This window comes from Azospirillum thiophilum (assembly GCF_001305595.1).
In the GTDB taxonomy this organism is placed as follows: domain Bacteria; phylum Pseudomonadota; class Alphaproteobacteria; order Azospirillales; family Azospirillaceae; genus Azospirillum; species Azospirillum thiophilum.
On record NZ_CP012401.1, the window covers coordinates 1,186,744 to 1,202,845 of the forward strand.

General features: G+C 68.2%; 13 protein-coding genes and 1 tRNA gene. 6 read left to right on the plus strand and 8 right to left on the minus strand.

All coding sequences use genetic code 11. From position 1 onward, the window contains the following. Window positions 1-269: 269 nt before the first annotated feature. The 3 genes from AL072_RS05470 to AL072_RS05480 form a co-directional block, all read right to left on the minus strand. Complete coding sequence (locus tag AL072_RS05470) at window positions 270-1,160, minus strand: LysR family transcriptional regulator (protein WP_045581189.1); 891 nt, start codon at window positions 1,158-1,160, stop codon at window positions 270-272. Between the two features lie 269 nt (window positions 1,161-1,429). Continuing rightward, the gene (locus AL072_RS05475; RefSeq protein ID WP_045581188.1) at window positions 1,430-2,887 is read right to left on the minus strand and encodes a DHA2 family efflux MFS transporter permease subunit; all 1,458 of its coding nucleotides are present in this window, start codon (window positions 2,885-2,887) and stop codon (window positions 1,430-1,432) included. 185 nt (window positions 2,888-3,072) lie between these two features. After that, window positions 3,073-3,876, minus strand: a complete 804-nt coding sequence (locus AL072_RS05480; protein ID WP_045581187.1) for an enoyl-CoA hydratase/isomerase family protein — start codon at window positions 3,874-3,876, stop codon at window positions 3,073-3,075. Window positions 3,877-4,063: 187 nt separating this feature from the next. Between AL072_RS05480 and AL072_RS05485 the strand changes: the two genes are divergently transcribed. From AL072_RS05485 to purH, 4 genes are all read left to right on the plus strand, one after another. Further along, window positions 4,064-4,138: transfer RNA gene (locus AL072_RS05485), tRNA-Gly, on the plus strand. A 174-nt stretch (window positions 4,139-4,312) separates the two neighbouring features. Further along, window positions 4,313-5,608, plus strand: a complete 1,296-nt coding sequence (rsmB, locus tag AL072_RS05490) for a 16S rRNA (cytosine(967)-C(5))-methyltransferase RsmB (RefSeq protein ID WP_045581186.1) — start codon at window positions 4,313-4,315, stop codon at window positions 5,606-5,608. A 200-nt stretch (window positions 5,609-5,808) separates the two neighbouring features. Continuing rightward, a complete protein-coding gene (locus AL072_RS05495) occupies window positions 5,809-7,461 on the plus strand; it encodes a heparinase II/III family protein (protein WP_045581185.1) in 1,653 nt (550 codons plus the stop codon). 272 nt (window positions 7,462-7,733) lie between these two features. Next, a complete protein-coding gene (gene purH / locus AL072_RS05500) occupies window positions 7,734-9,338 on the plus strand; it encodes a bifunctional phosphoribosylaminoimidazolecarboxamide formyltransferase/IMP cyclohydrolase (RefSeq protein ID WP_045581184.1) in 1,605 nt (534 codons plus the stop codon). Between the two features lie 196 nt (window positions 9,339-9,534). On the opposite strand, the gene AL072_RS05505 is transcribed toward purH, so the two are convergent. The 5 genes from AL072_RS05505 to AL072_RS05525 all read right to left on the minus strand — a co-directional run bounded on the left by AL072_RS05505 (window position 9,535) and on the right by AL072_RS05525 (window position 14,133). Beyond that, window positions 9,535-10,431 (minus strand): RNA polymerase factor sigma-32, encoded by an 897-nt coding sequence (locus AL072_RS05505; RefSeq protein WP_045581183.1) that lies wholly within the window; start codon window positions 10,429-10,431, stop codon window positions 9,535-9,537. A 299-nt stretch (window positions 10,432-10,730) separates the two neighbouring features. After that, entirely contained in the window at window positions 10,731-11,657 is a 927-nt protein-coding gene (locus AL072_RS05510) for a hypothetical protein (RefSeq protein WP_045581182.1), read from the minus strand. A 187-nt stretch (window positions 11,658-11,844) separates the two neighbouring features. Continuing rightward, window positions 11,845-12,345: a CarD family transcriptional regulator gene (locus tag AL072_RS05515; RefSeq protein WP_014248912.1), complete on the minus strand. Its 501-nt coding sequence runs from the start codon at window positions 12,343-12,345 to the stop codon at window positions 11,845-11,847. 368 nt (window positions 12,346-12,713) lie between these two features. Next, window positions 12,714-13,052 (minus strand): ferredoxin FdxA, encoded by a 339-nt coding sequence (fdxA, locus tag AL072_RS05520; RefSeq protein WP_045581181.1) that lies wholly within the window; start codon window positions 13,050-13,052, stop codon window positions 12,714-12,716. 127 nt (window positions 13,053-13,179) lie between these two features. Further along, window positions 13,180-14,133: a LysR family transcriptional regulator gene (locus AL072_RS05525; protein ID WP_045581180.1), complete on the minus strand. Its 954-nt coding sequence runs from the start codon at window positions 14,131-14,133 to the stop codon at window positions 13,180-13,182. Between the two features lie 180 nt (window positions 14,134-14,313). Here AL072_RS05525 and AL072_RS05530 point away from each other — a divergent pair, with 180 nt between their 5' ends. Together AL072_RS05530 and AL072_RS05535 are read left to right on the plus strand one after the other, a co-directional pair. Further along, window positions 14,314-15,543: a YbfB/YjiJ family MFS transporter gene (locus tag AL072_RS05530; protein WP_045581179.1), complete on the plus strand. Its 1,230-nt coding sequence runs from the start codon at window positions 14,314-14,316 to the stop codon at window positions 15,541-15,543. 136 nt (window positions 15,544-15,679) lie between these two features. Beyond that, complete coding sequence (locus AL072_RS05535; RefSeq protein WP_045581178.1) at window positions 15,680-16,090, plus strand: CBS domain-containing protein; 411 nt, start codon at window positions 15,680-15,682, stop codon at window positions 16,088-16,090. Window positions 16,091-16,102: the final 12 nt, after the last annotated feature.

Here is a 16,102-nt window from a genome sequence, read left to right on the forward strand (position 1 = left end):
GCTGGGTCCGAGGACCCAACCCCGGAGGGGAGACCTCCGGGACGAAACATCGGGTGCTGCGTCGCAGCATCCAACGATCAAAATTTGACCATTCCGGTGCCAACTTTCCAGGCATAAATGAATAAATCTACCATGCAAGCCACGCATGGCTAGAGATGACCATTGGAAGGCTAATAAAAATGCCGAAATCGGCCGGGCTGCTCCGGAAATATGGTGCAGCGCGGTCGATTTCGGCAATGCTGTTACAAATCGCTGAAAACTGTCCCGGATCAGAACGGGGTTTCTGCCACTTTTTTGACCAGGAAGTCGCGGAAGACCGCGATGCGCTTGGAATGGCGCAATTCTTCGGCATAAACGAAGTAGGCGTCGACCTTCGGCCCGTCGACGTCCGGCAGGATGCGGGTGACGTCCTTGGAGAAGCTGTCGACCAGGAAATCGGGCAGCGCGCCGATGCCGAGCCCGCTCTCCACCGCCCGGTAGATGGCATAGACGCTGTTGACCTGCAGGATCGGTTTGCGCGCGGGCGACGGGTCGCCCATTTCCATGATCCAGTTGACGTTGGGGATCGGCGCCCGCACGTCGGGCGGGTAGGTGATCAGGTCGTGGCTGTCCAGCTCGGCCAGCGTCTTGGGCGTGCCCCGCTTCTTCAGGTAGCTCTGGCTGGCGTAGAGGTGGAAGCGGATCGACATCAGGTGCCGCTGGATCAGGTCCGGCTGGCGCGGCGTGTTCATGCGGATGGCGATGTCCGCCTCGCGCATCGCCAAATCCAGCTCGTCGTCGTCGATCAGAAGCGTCAGCTGGATGTCGGGATAGATCGACATGAACTCGTTGATGCGCGGCGTCAGCCAGGTCGAGCCGAAGGCGACTGTCGTCGTCACCCGCAGCGGGCCCTTGGGATGCTCCCGGCTTTCGGTCAGCATCGCTTCCGTCATCGACAGCTTGGCGAAGACGTCGCGGGCGGTGCGGTGCAGCAACTCGCCCTGCTCGGTCAGGATCAGCCCGCGGGCGTGCCGGTGAAACAATGGAACGCCCAGGCTTTCCTCAAGCGCGCTGATCTGGCGGCTGACCGCCGACTGGCTGAGGTTCAACGTCTCGCCGGCATGCGTGAAGCTGCCGGCTTCGGCCACCGCATGGAAAACCCGAAGCTTGTCCCAATCCATCATGCTGTCCCGCCCCAGTGCGTAACCGCCCGGAGCCTCCCGTTTTCTTGAGGACGGCGCATGGCCGCCATGCATGTTTATAGCGGGAACGCGCACGGAACGCACGCGCTACCAACCCTGACTCGCACGAAAATTAATCATGATCGCCGGAATTATTCTCATCCGAAGATGCAGCGGTTTTCGGATATCCACAGACAGGTTATGGATGTTTCCAGTGCTCGCCCATCGATGAGTCCCCGGGTTCGCCCAGACTTTGCTAATCCGCTTTGCTAATCCGCGGCATCGGGCAGGGCGGCCCTGCGCTCATCGTCCGGCAGGGCGGTCGCCGGTTTGTGCATCCGGTCGCCGGCAGGGCCGGTGACGTGTCCGCTGATCTCGTCTCCGGCTCCGGCGGGCAGGCGCCAGAAGAAGACGCTGGAGGCGCAGGCCATCAGACCGACCGTCAGGAAGGCCGGCACGAAGGAGCCCGGGGTCAGCGTGCCGCTCCACTGCACGGTCAGGTGCAGGGCTGTTGCGCCGACGGCGACGCCCAGGCTCAGCGACAACTGCTGCATCACGCTGGCCAGCGTGTTGGCGCGGCTGGTCATCGGCTGCGGCACCTCGGCATAGCTCAGCGTGTTCATGCCGGTGAACTGAAGCGAGCGGAAGAAGCCGCCCAGCAGCAGGGCGCCCAGGATCACCAGATGCGGCGTGTCGGGGCGGAAGGCGCCGTAGCTGCCCAGGATCACGCCGCTGACCAGCGAATTCACCGCCAGGACGAGGCGGAAGCCGAACCGGCGCAGGATCGGGCCGGCCAGCGCCTTCATCGTCAGCGCTCCCGCCGCCCCGGCGAAGGTCAGGGCGCCCGACTCGAAGGCGGTCAGGCCGAAGCCGATCTGTAGCATTACCGGCATCAAAAAGGGCACGGCGCCAATGCCGATGCGGAACAGCGTGCCGCCCAGGACCGAGGCACGAAAGGTCTGCAGCCGGAACAGCGCCGGGTCGAGCACCGGCCGCACCACCCGGCGGGCATGGCGCAGATAGGCGATCGTCGCCAGCAGCGCCACCGCCAGCAGGATGGCCACCGCATAGGGCGGCAGCAGGTCGCGCCCGATATTCTCGAAGCCGAACATGAAAGCGGCGAGTGCCAGCGAACTCCACAGGAAACCGCGGGCGTCGAAGGGGTCGCGCTGCTCCTCCTTCAGATTGGGGATGAGCGCCAGCACCAGCCCGATGCCGATCAGGCCGATGGGGACGTTGATGAAGAAAATCCAGCGCCAGGAGGCATAGGTGGTGATGGCGCCGCCCACCAGCGGCCCCAGCGCCGGCCCGATCAGCGCCGGCAGGGTCATCCGCGCCATCGCGGTCACCAACTGGTCCTTCGGCACCGTGCGCAGCAGGATCAGCCGTCCGACCGGCACCATCATCGCCCCGCCGATCCCCTGGACGATGCGGGCGGCCACCAGTTCCGCCAGACCGTTGGACAGGCCGCAGGCGATGGACCCCAGCGTGAAGACGCCGATGGCGCTGGCGAAGACGGTGCGCGCTCCGAAGCGGTCGGCTGCCCAGCCGCTGACTGGCAGGAACACCGCCAGCGCCAGCATGTAGGAGGTCATGGCCAGGCTGAGCCGCAACGGATCCTCGCCCATCGAGTGCGCGATCCCCGGCAGGGCGGTCGCGATGACCGTCGAGTCGAGATTCTCCATGAACAGGGCGCAGGCGATGATCAGCGGGGTGACGCGCGACATGACGAACCGTCAGGCAGGAATCGGAACCCTACGAATGTGAGGCCTTCCACCGCCATGACCATCGCACATGCGAAAGCCCTGCCATGCGTAAGCGGGACGTACGCCGGTCGGTTCCCGGGAGGTTCGGGGGGGGGCCGTGATGTCCGTGCAACTCCTGCAAGCTATCCTGGCACGGCCTCCCAGGATCACCGCCCGGTGAACATCGGTTTGCGCTTATCCAGAAACGCGCGGTAGCCCTCGCGGAAGTCCCGGGTGCCGAAGCAGCGGTAGCACTCGGCGATCTCCGCCTCGCTCAATGGAGCCGGGTCGGAAAGGCGGTGGACGTATCGCTTGTGCAGCGTCGCGGCCAGCGGCGCGCCGGCGGCGATGCGCCGGGTCGTGGCGGCGATCTCCGCCTCGAAGCCTTCGTCGGGGACGACGCGGTGGACCAGTTTCTTGTCCTTGGCCTCCGACGCGCCGAAGACGCGGCCTTCCAGCAGGATTTCCAGGGCCGCCGGGCCACCGGCCACGTCGGCGACCAGCTTCAACTCGGTGGGTCCCATCGAGATGCCGAGCCGGCTGACCGGCACGCCGAAGCGGCTGCTTTCCGAACAGACCCTGAGGTCGCAGGCCAGGGCGACCGCCAGGCCGATGCCGCAGCACGGCCCGTCGATGGCGGCCAGCACCGGATGGCGCAAGGACCGCAGGCCATCCAGCCCCTCGTCCATCAGGTCGCCATAGGCGGCCCCCTGTTCGGGGCTGTTGCGCTCGCTCTCGAACTCCGAGATGTCGGCGCCGGGGGAGAAGCTGCGCGCACCAGTCGACCCGGGGCTGCCGCGCATCACCACGACGCGGACCTCGTCGTCGGCCTCCAGCGTTTTCAGATGGCCGATCAGGGCAAGCCACATCGGCTTGTCGAAGGCGTTCAGCTTGTCCGGGTTGGACAGGGTCAGCGTGGCGACGACGCCATCGCTGCTGTCGTCGCGCCCGAGAGTGATGGTGCCGGCCATGCCGCAATCTCCATCCGTTGCCGTATGGCCGGACACCATAGCCCTCCGATGACGGGACGCAAGGCATCCGGTGCGGTGTTGCGGCAGGGGGGCGGAATGGGACGTTGGAAAAGTGGCGGCGGGGTGAATTTTTCTCTTGCGGCGGAGGCCGTGTTTCCGTAGAAAGCGGCTCCCGGACGACGGGAGCGCGGGCGTAGCTCAGGGGTAGAGCACAACCTTGCCAAGGTTGGGGTCGAGGGTTCGAATCCCTTCGCCCGCTCCAGTTCTCCGGTATAGCGAAGATCAAAGGGCCGGGCGGCGACGCACCGGCCCTTCGCTTTTTCCGGGGCGGGCCTTGCGGCTCCCCGCCCCCTCTTTCCTCGAAACATTCCTATTCCACGGAAGGCCGGGCATCCCGTATCGACACTGGCCGTCCGGCGCGCTAGATCCTTAATCCATGACCGACACTTCCCTCGCCGCCCGCGGCGTCGCGCTCGACTTGCTGCGCGACGTGCTGCGCAAGTCCGTTCCCTTCGACGATGCGTTCGATGCGCATCCCGAACTCGCGTCGCTTCAGCCGCGCGACCGCGGCTTCGTCCGCATGCTGGTCGCCACCGTCCTGCGCCGGCTGGGCCAGATCGACGAACTGATCCAGTCCAGTCTTGCCAAGCCGGGCCTGCCCAAGGCGGCGATCCACGACATGCTGCGGCTGGGCACGGCGCAGCTGGTGTTTCTGAACACCCCCGCCCATGCCGCGGTCGACACCGCGGTGGAGCTGGCAGCGGCACGCAACGCCGCCCCCTACAAGGGGCTGATCAACGCCGTTCTGCGCCGCATCGGGCGCGAAGGGGCGGCGATGGCGGAGAAGCAGGACGCCGGTCGGTTGAACACGCCGGACTGGCTGTGGCTGTCCTGGCGCTCGGCCTACGGCACCGCCCGCACCCGCGGCATCGTCGAGGCGCATCTGCACGAGGCCCCGCTGGACATCACCGTGAAGTCGGACCCGGAGGGTTGGGCGGAGCGTCTGGGCGCCATCGTGCTGCCGACCGGCTCCCTGCGCCGGCCGGCCGGCGGTTCGGTGACCGAGCTTCCCGGCTTCGAGGAGGGGGAATGGTGGGTCCAGGACCTCGCCGCCTCGCTGCCGGCCAAGCTGTTCGGCGATCTGGCCGGCAAGCGGGTGTTCGACCTCTGCGCCGCCCCCGGCGGCAAGACGGCGCAGCTGGTGGTCCAGGGTGCGCAGGTCACCGCCATCGACCGTTCCGCCCGCCGGCTGGAGCGGGTGACGGAGAACCTGAAGCGCCTGACTCTCGAGGCCGAGGTGCTGGCCACCGACGCCGCCACCTGGGAACCGGAGGCGCCGGCGGATGCCGTGCTGCTCGACGCTCCCTGTTCGGCCACCGGGGCGATCCGCCGCCATCCCGACATCCTGCGCGTCAAGACGCCCGACGACATCGCCAAGCTGGCCCGTGCCCAGTCGCGGCTGCTTGCCCGCTCGGTCGAGCTGCTGAAGCCCGGCGGCACGCTGGTCTACTGCACCTGCTCCATCCAGCCGGAGGAGGGAGAGGTGCAGATCGCCCGCCTGCTGCGGCAGGACCAGCGGATGGAGCGCTGGCCGGTCACCGCCGACGAATTGGGCGGGCTGTCCGAAGCGGTCAACGAGGTGGGGGAGGTCCGCTCCCTGCCGGGCATGCTGGCCGATCTGGGCGGCATCGACGGCTTCTTCGTGGCCCGGCTGCGCAGACGCTTGGCCTAAGCGGGGTTTCCGGACTTCGTATACGAAAGGCCGGGCCGAATGGCCGGTTCGGACCCGGGGATAAGACCCAGGCCCGTCTTGCGATGCGGACGGCGAATTGATACCACACGGTCCATGCTTTCGTCCGCGTTCTCCCGCACCGCATCATCACCCTCCGCCGGCTGCCGACGCCGCTCGCGGTCCTGAAGGAGTCGGCGCTGATGGGCGACGGGAATGGACGGTTTCGCAGCGGCATGGCACGCCTTGCCTATGGGAACCCCCTCTACGCCCTGATGCTGGGGGGCAAGGCGCCGGGGGCGCTGGCAGTGGTTCCTCCCGACCCCTGGCCGGGCGACACCGACAGCGGTAACGCCATTCTGGCCGGCCGGATGCGGTTCGCCGGTCAGGAGATCGCCGTCGATCCCGCCGGTGCGCCGAACTGGCGGCCGCAGGGGGCGACGTCCGGCTGGCTGCGCACCGCCCATGGCTTCGAATGGCTGCGCGACCTGCGCGCGGTCGGCGGCGACATGGCACGGCGCCGGGCGCGGGTGCTGGTGTGGTCGTGGCTCGACCAGAATGGCGGCTGGCATGCGCAGAGCTGGGCGCCGGACGTGCTGGGGGTGCGACTGGCCAGCTGGATCGGCCTGCATGACTTCTATTGCGCCTCCGCCGACGACGAGTTCCGCGCCCGCGTGTTCGAGAGCATGGCCCGCCAGCTGCGCCATCTGCTGCGGGTGGCGCCGGCCAAGCTCGACGGCGAGCGGCTGATCGGCGCCGTCAAGGGGCTGCTCTATGGCGGCTATTGCTTGCCCGACCAGGACAAGGCGGCGCGGGAGGCGCTGCGTCTGCTCGACCGCGAGCTGCCGCGCCAGATCCTGCCCGACGGCGGCCATGTGGAGCGCAACCCGTCGATCCAGATGCGGGTGTTGCGCGACCTGATCGACATGCGCGCCGTGCTGCGCGTCGCCAGGGAGGAGGTGCCGGAAAGCCTCCAGCATGCCATCGACCGCATGACTCCGGCGCTTCGCTTCTTCCGCCATGTCGATGGCGGGCTCGCCCTGTTCAACGGCGGGCAGGAGGAGGATCAGGCGCTGATCGATACGGTGCTGGCCCAGGCCGACGCCCGCGGCCGTCCGCTGAAGAGCGCGCCGCACACCGGCTTCGAGCGGTTGATCGCCGGCCGCACCCTGGTGCTGCTCGACACCGGCGCGCCGCCGCCGGCCGGGCTGGACCGCGCCGCCCATGCCGGCACCCTGTCGATGGAGGTCTCCGTCAACAAGGAGCGGCTGATCGTCAATTGCGGCAGCCATCCGTCCCAGCGCGGTCCCTGGCGCGCGGCCCTGGCCGGGACGTCGGCCCATTCGACCATGGTCGTCGCCGACACCAACTCGTCGGAGGTGTTGGACAAGGGCGGGCTGGGGCGCCGGCCGTCCCATGTCGGGTGCGAGCGGCAGGAATCCGACGGCGCCGTGCTGGTCGTCGCCACCCACAACGGCTACAGCAAGGGCTTCGGCCTGCTGCACCGCCGCCGCGTCTATCTGGCCGACAATGGCGAGGACCTGCGCGGCGAGGACACGCTGGAACCGGTGATCGGCGCCACGCCGCAGCCGCAGCCCTATGCCATCCGTTTCCACCTGCACCCGCAGGTCGAGGTGGTGCCGATCCAGGGGAGCGAGCAGGTGCTTCTCCGCCTGCCCAGCGGCAATTCCTGGCGCATGCGGGTCACCGGCGCCGCGCTGGAGGTGGCGGAGAGCGTCTATCTCGGCAGCGGGGACGAGCCGCGCCGCACCCGCCAGATCATGATGCAGGGACAATGCGGCCCCGAGGGCATCACGGTGAAATGGGCCTTGCGCCGCGAACGCAAGGCGGCGTAAATCCCGCCCATCCGCGGTGGCCGGGCCCTTTCCTTGTGGAAGGGGTGTGGAAACATGGATGAACACGGGATTTTCGAGCACGGACGACCACGGGACTCTTCATGCCGTGCTTATCCATGCCCGCGACGGCGCCATGCCGCCCGGCGGGCAGGGATAAGCATGGTTGAACGGCATTTCCGTGGCCGTCCGTGCTTTTCTTCTTCCCGTGCTTGTCCGCCGTTTTCCCTGACCGCTTGCGGCATCGACAACGCCAGCGATCAGGAAGCCCCCTCATGAGCCCGCCCAAAGCCAACCACGCCCCCGCCCCCGACAAGGTCCGCATTACCCGCGCCCTGATTTCCGTGTCCGACAAGGCCGGTCTGGTGGAGTTGGGCAAGGCGCTCGCCGACCGCGGCGTCGAGATCCTGTCGACCGGCGGTTCGGCCCAGCGTCTGGCTGAGGCCGGCGTGCCGGTCAAGGAGGTCTCCGACCACACCGGCTTCCCCGAGATCATGGACGGCCGCGTCAAGACGCTGCACCCGCGCGTCCATGGCGGCATTCTGGCCCGCCGCGACATCCATGCCGACGCGATGGCCCGGCACGACATTCCTGGCATCGATCTGGTGGTGGTGAACCTCTACCCGTTCGAGGCGACGGTGGCCGGGGGCGCCGGCTATGACGACTGCGTCGAGAACATCGACATCGGCGGGCCGGCGATGATCCGTGCCGCCGCCAAGAACCATGATTTCGTCGCCATCGTCACCGAGCCGTCCGACTATGCGGCGGTGCTGGACGAGCTGGCGACCCATGACGGCTGCGTCACGCTGGCGCTGCGCCGCAAGCTGGCCCAGCGCGCCTATGCCCGCACCGCGGCCTATGACGCTGCCATTTCCACCTGGCTGGCCGGGCAGCTGGGCGAGACCTTCCCGCCGCGCGCGACCCTGTCGGGCTCGCTGGTCCAGACCCTGCGCTATGGCGAGAACCCGCACCAGCAGGCGGCCTTCTACGTCACCGGCGAGAAGCGTCCGGGCGTGGCGACCGCCGTGCAGCTGCAGGGCAAGGAGCTGTCCTACAACAACCTGAACGACACCGACGCCGCCTTCGAGCTGGTCGCCGAGTTCGAGCAGCCGGCCGTCGCCATCATCAAGCACGCCAACCCCTGCGGCGTGGCGCAAGGGTCGAACCTGCTGGAGGCCTACCGCTCGGCCCTGCTGTGCGATCCGGTCAGCGCCTTCGGCGGCATCATCGCCGTCAACCGGTCGCTGGACGCCGAGACTGCCGAGGAGATCTCCAAGCTGTTCGCCGAGGTGGTGATTGCGCCGGACGCCGACGAGGCCGCCCGCGCCCTGCTCGCCACCAAGAAGAACCTGCGCGTGCTGCTGACCAGGGACGTGCCGAACCCGGCCGAGCCGGGCATGATGATCAAGCAGCTGTCGGGCGGCTTCCTGCTGCAGAACCGCGACAGCGGCCGCATCGATCCGGCCGAGCTGAAGGTCGTGACCAAGCGCGCGCCGACCCAGCAGGAGCTGACCGACCTGCTGTTCGCCTTCCGCGTCGCCAAGCACGTCAAGTCGAACGCCATCGTCTATGCCAAGAACGGCGCCACGGTGGGCGTCGGTGCCGGCCAGATGAGCCGTGTCGACAGCGCCCGCATCGCCGCCATCAAGTCGGCCGAGGCCGCGAAGGCCGCCGGCCTGGCCGAGCCGCTGACCAAGGGTTCGGTGGTTGCGTCCGACGCCTTCTTCCCGTTCGCCGACGGCCTGCTGGCTGCGGCCGAGGCGGGTGTGACGGCGGTGATCCAGCCGGGCGGCTCGATCCGCGACAACGAGGTGATCGCCGCCGCGGACGAGAAGGGTCTGGCGATGGTGCTCACCGGGATGCGGCACTTCCGGCATTGAGGTGTTGATGGGGTGGGGAGCGCTTGATTGTTGCCCCCTCCCTAACTCTCCCCCACCTCCGGTGGGAGAGGGGACTGCCGCCTGCTCCGTTGTCGAGATCCCCTGCAAGCGTCCTGCCCCCTCTCCCGCGATCGGACCGGCCTTCGGCCGGCCGAGAGCGGGGGAGGGATGGGGAGGGGGCAAGCGGTGCGAGGGCTTATGCCTCCGCCAGCAGATCGTCCGTATCCTCGACCCGCTTCAGCATCGACTGGCGCAGCTTCAGCAGGGCGCGGTGCTCGAGCTGGCGCACCCGTTCCTTGCTGACGCCCAGTTCGCGGCCCAGCTGTTCCAGCGTGGCGCCTTCCTCGCGCAGGCGGCGTTCGCGGATGATGGTGCGTTCGCGCGGGCTGAGTTCGCCGAGCGCGTCGGCCAGCCATTGCGACCGGGTGTTGGCATCGCGCATGCCGATCACCACGTCCTCGGGCGACGGGCGCTGGTCGGCCAGGAAGTCCTGCCAGTCGTCGTCTGAGCCGTCGGCCACCGGCGTGTTCAGCGACTGGTCGGCGCCGGATAGCCGCATCTCCATCGCCTCGACCTCCGACACCTCGACATGGAGTTCGCCGGCGATCCATTCGCGGCCTTCCTGGGTCAGGGGGGCGCCGCTGCCGTTCTGGGTGGCGCTGTCGATCTTGGCACGCAGGCGGCGCAGGTTGAAGAACAGCGATTTCTGCGCCGCGGTGGTGCCGGTCCGCACGATCGACCAGTTGCGCAGGATGTAGTCCTGCATGGCCGAACGGATCCACCAGGCGGCATAGGTCGAGAAGCGCACCTCGCGGTCGGGCTCGAAGCGGCCGGCCGCCTGCATCAGCCCGACATTGCCCTCCTGGACGAGATCGCCCATCGGCAGGCCGTAGTTGCGGAAGCGCGACGCGGTCGCCACCACCAGACGGGTGTAGGCACGGACCAACTCATGCAGCGCCCGTTCGTCGGAGCCTTCGCGCCATTTGCGGGCGAGCTCGAATTCATGATCGCGCGACAACAGTGGTTCGCGCATGGACGCCTTGATGAAGCTCAGGTTAGCACGCTGAGTCTCCGGATCGTCGATGTATGCCATCCGTCCCTTCCTTCCCGTCTGGGCGGCGTCGTGTTCCTTCGCATATCCCCGTACTCGTGGGTCTTCGCCGCTCTGCCGCCTGTCCCCGGTCGATGCCGTCGGGTTACACAACAAGCATGGGCGTGCCCTGTTGCGGAATCATACGCAGGTGTAGGGTCGGCGGATCACGATGGTCAGACGAATTTTGCAGGCGGCTTATTCCAAGCCGCCTGTGGGGATGGCTGGCCCTATGTCCGGGGGTATGGGCCCGGGGTTGTAACGGACGGTCGGAAGGGTGTGGGACCGGTGTTAAGGGTGGGTCAGACCTGGAAAAGGTCCAGCATCTCGCCGAAAGAATCGAAACAGGCGCAGACGAGATGCCCGCCCCGGCCGCAGCCGCCGTCCAGCGTGACCGCCACCGGTCCTGCGTCGACGCCTGGGCTGCCCGGCGTCCAGGCGGGATCGTAGCCGCGCACCAGCCGGCGGAATCCGCCATAGGGCTCCTCCAGCCGGGCGAAGGCGGCGCTGCCCCACCAGAAGGCGTCGCCCTGGCCGCCCAACGGGCGCTTGGGGTCGATGCCTGCACTGACCATCAGCAGGCTGCCGCCGCCCCTGCCGGCCATGCCGGCGTCGGGAATGCCATCGGCGGTCGTGCCGGTGCCGGTATAGGCGGCGCGGCGGAGCGCATTGAACAGCGCCTCGTGCCCTGGCCGGCGGGCCACCGCCTGACGCAACTCGCGGGTCCAGCGGCCCAGCATCACCGCCCCGCCGCGCGCCGCCGCCATGCCGGCGTCGGTGACGCCGCCATAGGCGGCCAATGTCGGTGCCACGCCCTGGTGCAGCATCCAGTCCAGAACGGTGCGGGGGTCGGGGGCGAAGTGGAGTTGCAGCAACTTCTGCCACATCTCCTCCTGCTGCCCGCGCAGATAGACGATGTCCGACGCGATCATGCCGGGCATCGCCAGCAGCGCGATGCGGAAGGCCAGCAGCCGGTCGATGGTCTCCACCACCTGTTCGCCGAAGCCGATCATGTTGCCGAGATAGACCAGCCGGTCGCCGGGCCGGAAGCGCTGGCCGATGGCGTGGTGGATCACGTCGAGCCGGTCGGGCTGCGCGTGGATCGCTCCCACCGCCCAGACACGGCGCGGCCGGCCGAGCGGCGCGAAGCGGCCGTCGTCCTCGGTCGCCGCGGCATGGTGCTGCGTCTGGCCGGGGCGGGGATGAGCAAGGCGGGGCGGCAGGCCCAAACTCGAACTCCTTCAACGTCGATCCGACGACGACGGCCCAAAGGCGGCAGCCGGAGGGCGGCGGGGAGTGTAGGCGTGTCGTGCATGGACACAAAGGCGAAAAAACGAAACGGGCGCGCGGCTAGACGTAGCAGCCGCGCGCCCGGTCGTGACACGGACGGAGTGTCGGAGCCCTATCGGGCAGCCATCAGGCCGCCTTGGACAGCACCGATTCCAGACGTTCTGTCGCCTTGGTCTCGTCGATCTTCTCGACGGCGGCCAACTCGCGGGCCAGACGCTCCAGGGCGGCCTGATAGATCTGGCGCTCGCTGTAGGACTGGTCGGACTGGTCGGCACCGCGGTACAGGTCGCGCACCACCTCGGCGATGGACACCGGGTCGCCGGAGTTGATCTTGGCCTCATACTCTTGGGCGCGGCGGCTCCACATCGTGCGGCGGACGCGCGAACGGCCCTGCAGCGTCTCCAGCGCGACCTTGATGCGGTCCTTGGACGACAGGCGGCGCAGGCCGGCGTTGCGGGCCTTGGTGACGGGGACCTTGAGCGTCATGCGCTCTTTCTCGAACGTGATCGCGTAGAGTTGAACCTCGAGTCCGGCAATGCTGTGGGTCTCGATCCCTTCGACCCGACCGACGCCATGAGCCGGATAAACGACGAAGTCACCGGCTTCGAAGTCAAGCTTGTTCGACATGTGGATTGGCTCTCACTTCTCGCGATCACGCCATTTTGCCGTCCCGGTGGAAGGGACGAAAAAGGACCCCGGACAGTTATGGCGCCGTGGGGATGGGGTCCATCCACGACGATCACAAAAGCCACGAGTCCTTGAACGAAAGGGAAACCGGCAATAGCGCGGAGGCCGGCTCCGGGCGCGCATTATAGCGATGTTACGCCCAAGTTACAAAGGGAACGCGCAAGCCCCCGGGTGGAAAACATCCATCCCCGGCCATGGCCGACCCGTCGATTTTGCATGGCAACATCGGCGGGTGCAATCGGTTGATGCGGCCCGACTCGAAAAAGCCGGCGGAACGGTCCCGGGCCCTGCGGGCCGCATCCGCTGGATCAGCCCGCGCCGCCCGGCTTGGGAGAGAAGAATTTCTCGAACTTGCCGTCGACGTTCTTGAACTCGTCGGCGTCGGCCGGCGCGTCCTTCTTGCGGGTGATGTTCGGCCACTGGCCGGAATAGTCGCGGTTCATCTCCAGCCACTTGGTCGCGCGGTCGTCGGTGTCCGGGACGATCGCCTCGGCCGGGCACTCCGGCTCGCACACGCCGCAGTCGATGCACTCGTCCGGGTGGATGACCAGCATGTTCTCACCCTCGTAGAAGCAATCCACGGGGCAGACTTCGACGCAGTCGGTGTACTTGCACTTGATGCAGCCGTCGGTGACGACGTAGGGCATGATTCATTCTCCGCTGTTCCGGCTGGCGGCGTCAGCCGCGCGTCGCTGTCACGGCCTCGCATGTTGGAGCCGAATCCCGAAACGGGCACGCGCGTTGCGCCGGGCCGGATGGCCAACCCGGGCCTGCCTAGCACGCCGCGGACAAGCCGTTCAACCCCGTGCGTGATGTGGGCGCCCCTGTCGCAGGGGCAAGCGGAGTCATTGCCGGATCGATTTGTATGCCCTTCGCCGGATCGTCGGACACCGCTTCGACAAAGGCGCGCAGGCTGGCCGTCTCTATGGCGTCGGTCCGGCGGACGAAGCGGGTCGGCATGCGGGCTAGGCCGTCGGGAAGCGGCCGGGCGGCCAGCAGGTCGCGCCAGGGATCGCGCTCGACCACCGAGCGGGGCATGACCGTCACCCCCATGCCGGCGCCGACGCAACCCAGGATGGCGTCGAGCGCGCCGAACTCCATGATCCGGAAGGGCACGCGTCCGGCCTCGCGCATCGCCATCTCCGCCCGGCCGCGGTAGGCGCAGGCACGGCCGAAGGCGATCAGGGTGCGGCGGGCCGAGTCGGTGGTCAATCCGGCGGCGGGTTCGACCAGCACCAGTTCCTCGTCGAAGACGCGCTGCGCGGTCAGGTCGGGGTGCGCCACCTCGCCGCCGACGAAGGCGCCGTCCAGCCGTCCGGCCAGCACCTCACCCAGCAGGGTTTCGCTCGGGCCGGGGGTGATGGTCAGTTCCACGTCGGAATGGTCTCGGTGGAAGCGGGCCAGGATCCGTGGCAGCCGCACCGCGGCGGTCGATTCCATGCTGCCGATCGCCAGCCGTCCGCCGCGGCCCGCCGCCTCCGCCACCGCGTCGCGGGCCTGGGCGACCAGCCGCAGCACCCGGTCGGCGTAGCCGGCCAGCACGCGCCCGGCAGGCGTCGGCTCCATCCCGCGGCTCAGGCGCAGGAACAGGTCGACGCCCAAATCCTCCTCCAGCCGCTTGATCCGTGCGGTGACGTTGGACTGGACGCAATGCAGGGACTCCGCCGCGCGGCTGACGCTGCCGGTGTCGGCGACCGCCTTCACCACCCGCAAACCGGCCAGATCCATCAAGACGCCTCCCGATCCATGCGCATGGCACCCATCACCAGGAGTGGAGCTTATCATTAGAACAATTCATTGGAAATGAGGGTTTGGCGCGGCCATCATGACGGCGGGGCAATCGCCAGGACAATCAATCCGCTGGCCAAGCAGTCGAAAGAGCCGGCGGAAACCGGGAGGGCGTGGATCATGGTTCGGGTGCTGGTCGGAGGCGTGATCGGGCTTGCCATCGCAATGGGTGTGGCGCGCTTCGCCTTCACTCCGATCCTGCCGGCGATGCAGGCGGCGACCGGGCTGGGGGCTGACGGGGCGGGGCTGCTCGCGTCGTTGAACTATCTGGGCTATTTCGTCGGCGCGCTGGCCGCCGGCCTGGTGCCGCACGGGGCCAGGCGCACCGCGGTCTTCCGGCTGTCGCTGCTGCTCAGCGTCGCCACCACCGCGGCGATGGGGATGGATCTGGGCGATGCCGGGCAGGCGATGCCGGTCTGGCTGGTGCTGCGCTTCCTCTCCGGCCTGTCGAGCGCGGGCATATTCATCCTGGGCATCGCCATGGTGCTGGATACGCTGTCCCGCGGCGGCGGCGAACGCCTTGCCGGCTGGCTCTATACCGGGGTCGGGCTGGGCATCGCCTCGTCCGGGCTGTTCGTGGCGCTGGCCGGCGGCCGGCTCGGCTGGGCCGGTGATTGGCTGGCGCTGGGGGCGATCTGCGCCGTGCTGGGCCTGTTGCCCGGCCTGTGGGTGACCGATCCGCCGCCGCGGCATTCCACATCTGCCGCCGGGGAGGCTTCTGCGAGGCCGGCAAGCGGCCCGGCGCGGGCCGGCGGCGGTCTGTCGGCGCCGCTGCTGCTGCTGACGCTGGCCTATTTCCTGGAGGGGGGCGGCTACATCGTGTCGGCCACCTTCCTGGTCTCGATCCTCAAGACCGATCCCGGCACCGCGGCGGTGGGCGAGGCCGCCTGGATGGTGGCGGGACTGGGGGCGATCGGGGCCGGCGTGTTCTGGGCGGCGGTCGCCCGGCGGACCAACAGCTGGTGGGCGCTGATCCTGGCCCATCTGACCCAGGCGGCCACCATCCTGCTGCCGATGACCGGCTCGCCGACTGTCGCCATTGCCTCGGCGCTGCTGTTCGGTGCGACCTTCGTCGGCATCGTGTCGCAGGCCTTCGCGTTGGGTCGGCAGTTGTCGGCCGGCGCCTCGGCCCGGGTGGTCGGTGCGTTGACCGCCGCCTATGGGCTGGGCCAGATCATCGGGCCGTTGCCGGCCGGGCTGGTGGTGACGCAGACCGGCAGCTTCAACGCCGCCCTGCTGGGCGCCGCCGCCGCGGTGGTGCTGGGCGCGGTGCTGCTGGCGTTCGGCATGGTGATCGCCGGACGGCAGGCCTCGGCTGACGCGGCGCTGGCCTCGCCAAATGTTTCGTAGGTATTCATAGGGATTGGCCGCGCCGGACGTTGCAGATACCTGCGACAATCGGCGCCCCGCCGCTGCGGATACTGCTGTTTTCCCTGATCGTCCGCTTTGGCTACAGTCTTGCCACAACAAGCAGATCGGGGGAGTCATGAAACGCAAGCTGGTTCCGGACGTGGTGAGGTCGCAGGAACTGATCCTGGTGCCGGAGGACACCTCCGTCGCCACCGTGTCGAAGATGATGGCCGAGAAGAACATCGGGGCGGTGCTGGTGGTGAACCACGGCGCCCTGATCGGCATCGTCACCGAACGCGACCTGAACAACAAGGTGCTGTCGAAGGATATCGACCCGTCGTCGGTCGAGGTCGGTGCGGTGATGACCCGCAACCCCGACAGCCTGCCGCCCGATGCCGACGCGGTCGACGCGCTGAAGCTGATGCATGATAAGCATTACCGCCACCTGCCCGTCACCCAGGGCAAGCGCGCGGTCGGCATCGTGTCGATCCGCGACCTGTTCAAGGTCGCCTACGAACACATGATGACCGAACGCGCCGGGGCGTGAGCGGAAAGGGGG

What these genes read in the sequence shown, in the direction of transcription:
- AL072_RS05530 (WP_045581179.1), top strand. Translation starts at nt 14,314, where the DNA reads ATGGTTCGGGTGCTGGTCGGAGGCGTGATCGGGCTTGCCATCGCAATG.
- AL072_RS05480 (WP_045581187.1), bottom strand. Translation starts at nt 3,876, where the DNA reads ATGGCCGGCACCATCACTCTCGGGCGCGACGACAGCAGCGATGGCGTC.
- AL072_RS05525 (WP_045581180.1), bottom strand. Translation starts at nt 14,133, where the DNA reads ATGGATCTGGCCGGTTTGCGGGTGGTGAAGGCGGTCGCCGACACCGGC.
- rsmB (WP_045581186.1), top strand. Translation starts at nt 4,313, where the DNA reads ATGACCGACACTTCCCTCGCCGCCCGCGGCGTCGCGCTCGACTTGCTG.
- purH (WP_045581184.1), top strand. Translation starts at nt 7,734, where the DNA reads ATGAGCCCGCCCAAAGCCAACCACGCCCCCGCCCCCGACAAGGTCCGC.
- AL072_RS05535 (WP_045581178.1), top strand. Translation starts at nt 15,680, where the DNA reads ATGAAACGCAAGCTGGTTCCGGACGTGGTGAGGTCGCAGGAACTGATC.
- AL072_RS05495 (WP_045581185.1), top strand. Translation starts at nt 5,809, where the DNA reads ATGGGCGACGGGAATGGACGGTTTCGCAGCGGCATGGCACGCCTTGCC.
- fdxA (WP_045581181.1), bottom strand. Translation starts at nt 13,052, where the DNA reads ATGCCCTACGTCGTCACCGACGGCTGCATCAAGTGCAAGTACACCGAC.
- AL072_RS05470 (WP_045581189.1), bottom strand. Translation starts at nt 1,160, where the DNA reads ATGGATTGGGACAAGCTTCGGGTTTTCCATGCGGTGGCCGAAGCCGGC.
- AL072_RS05475 (WP_045581188.1), bottom strand. Translation starts at nt 2,887, where the DNA reads ATGTCGCGCGTCACCCCGCTGATCATCGCCTGCGCCCTGTTCATGGAG.
- AL072_RS05505 (WP_045581183.1), bottom strand. Translation starts at nt 10,431, where the DNA reads ATGGCATACATCGACGATCCGGAGACTCAGCGTGCTAACCTGAGCTTC.
- AL072_RS05515 (WP_014248912.1), bottom strand. Translation starts at nt 12,345, where the DNA reads ATGTCGAACAAGCTTGACTTCGAAGCCGGTGACTTCGTCGTTTATCCG.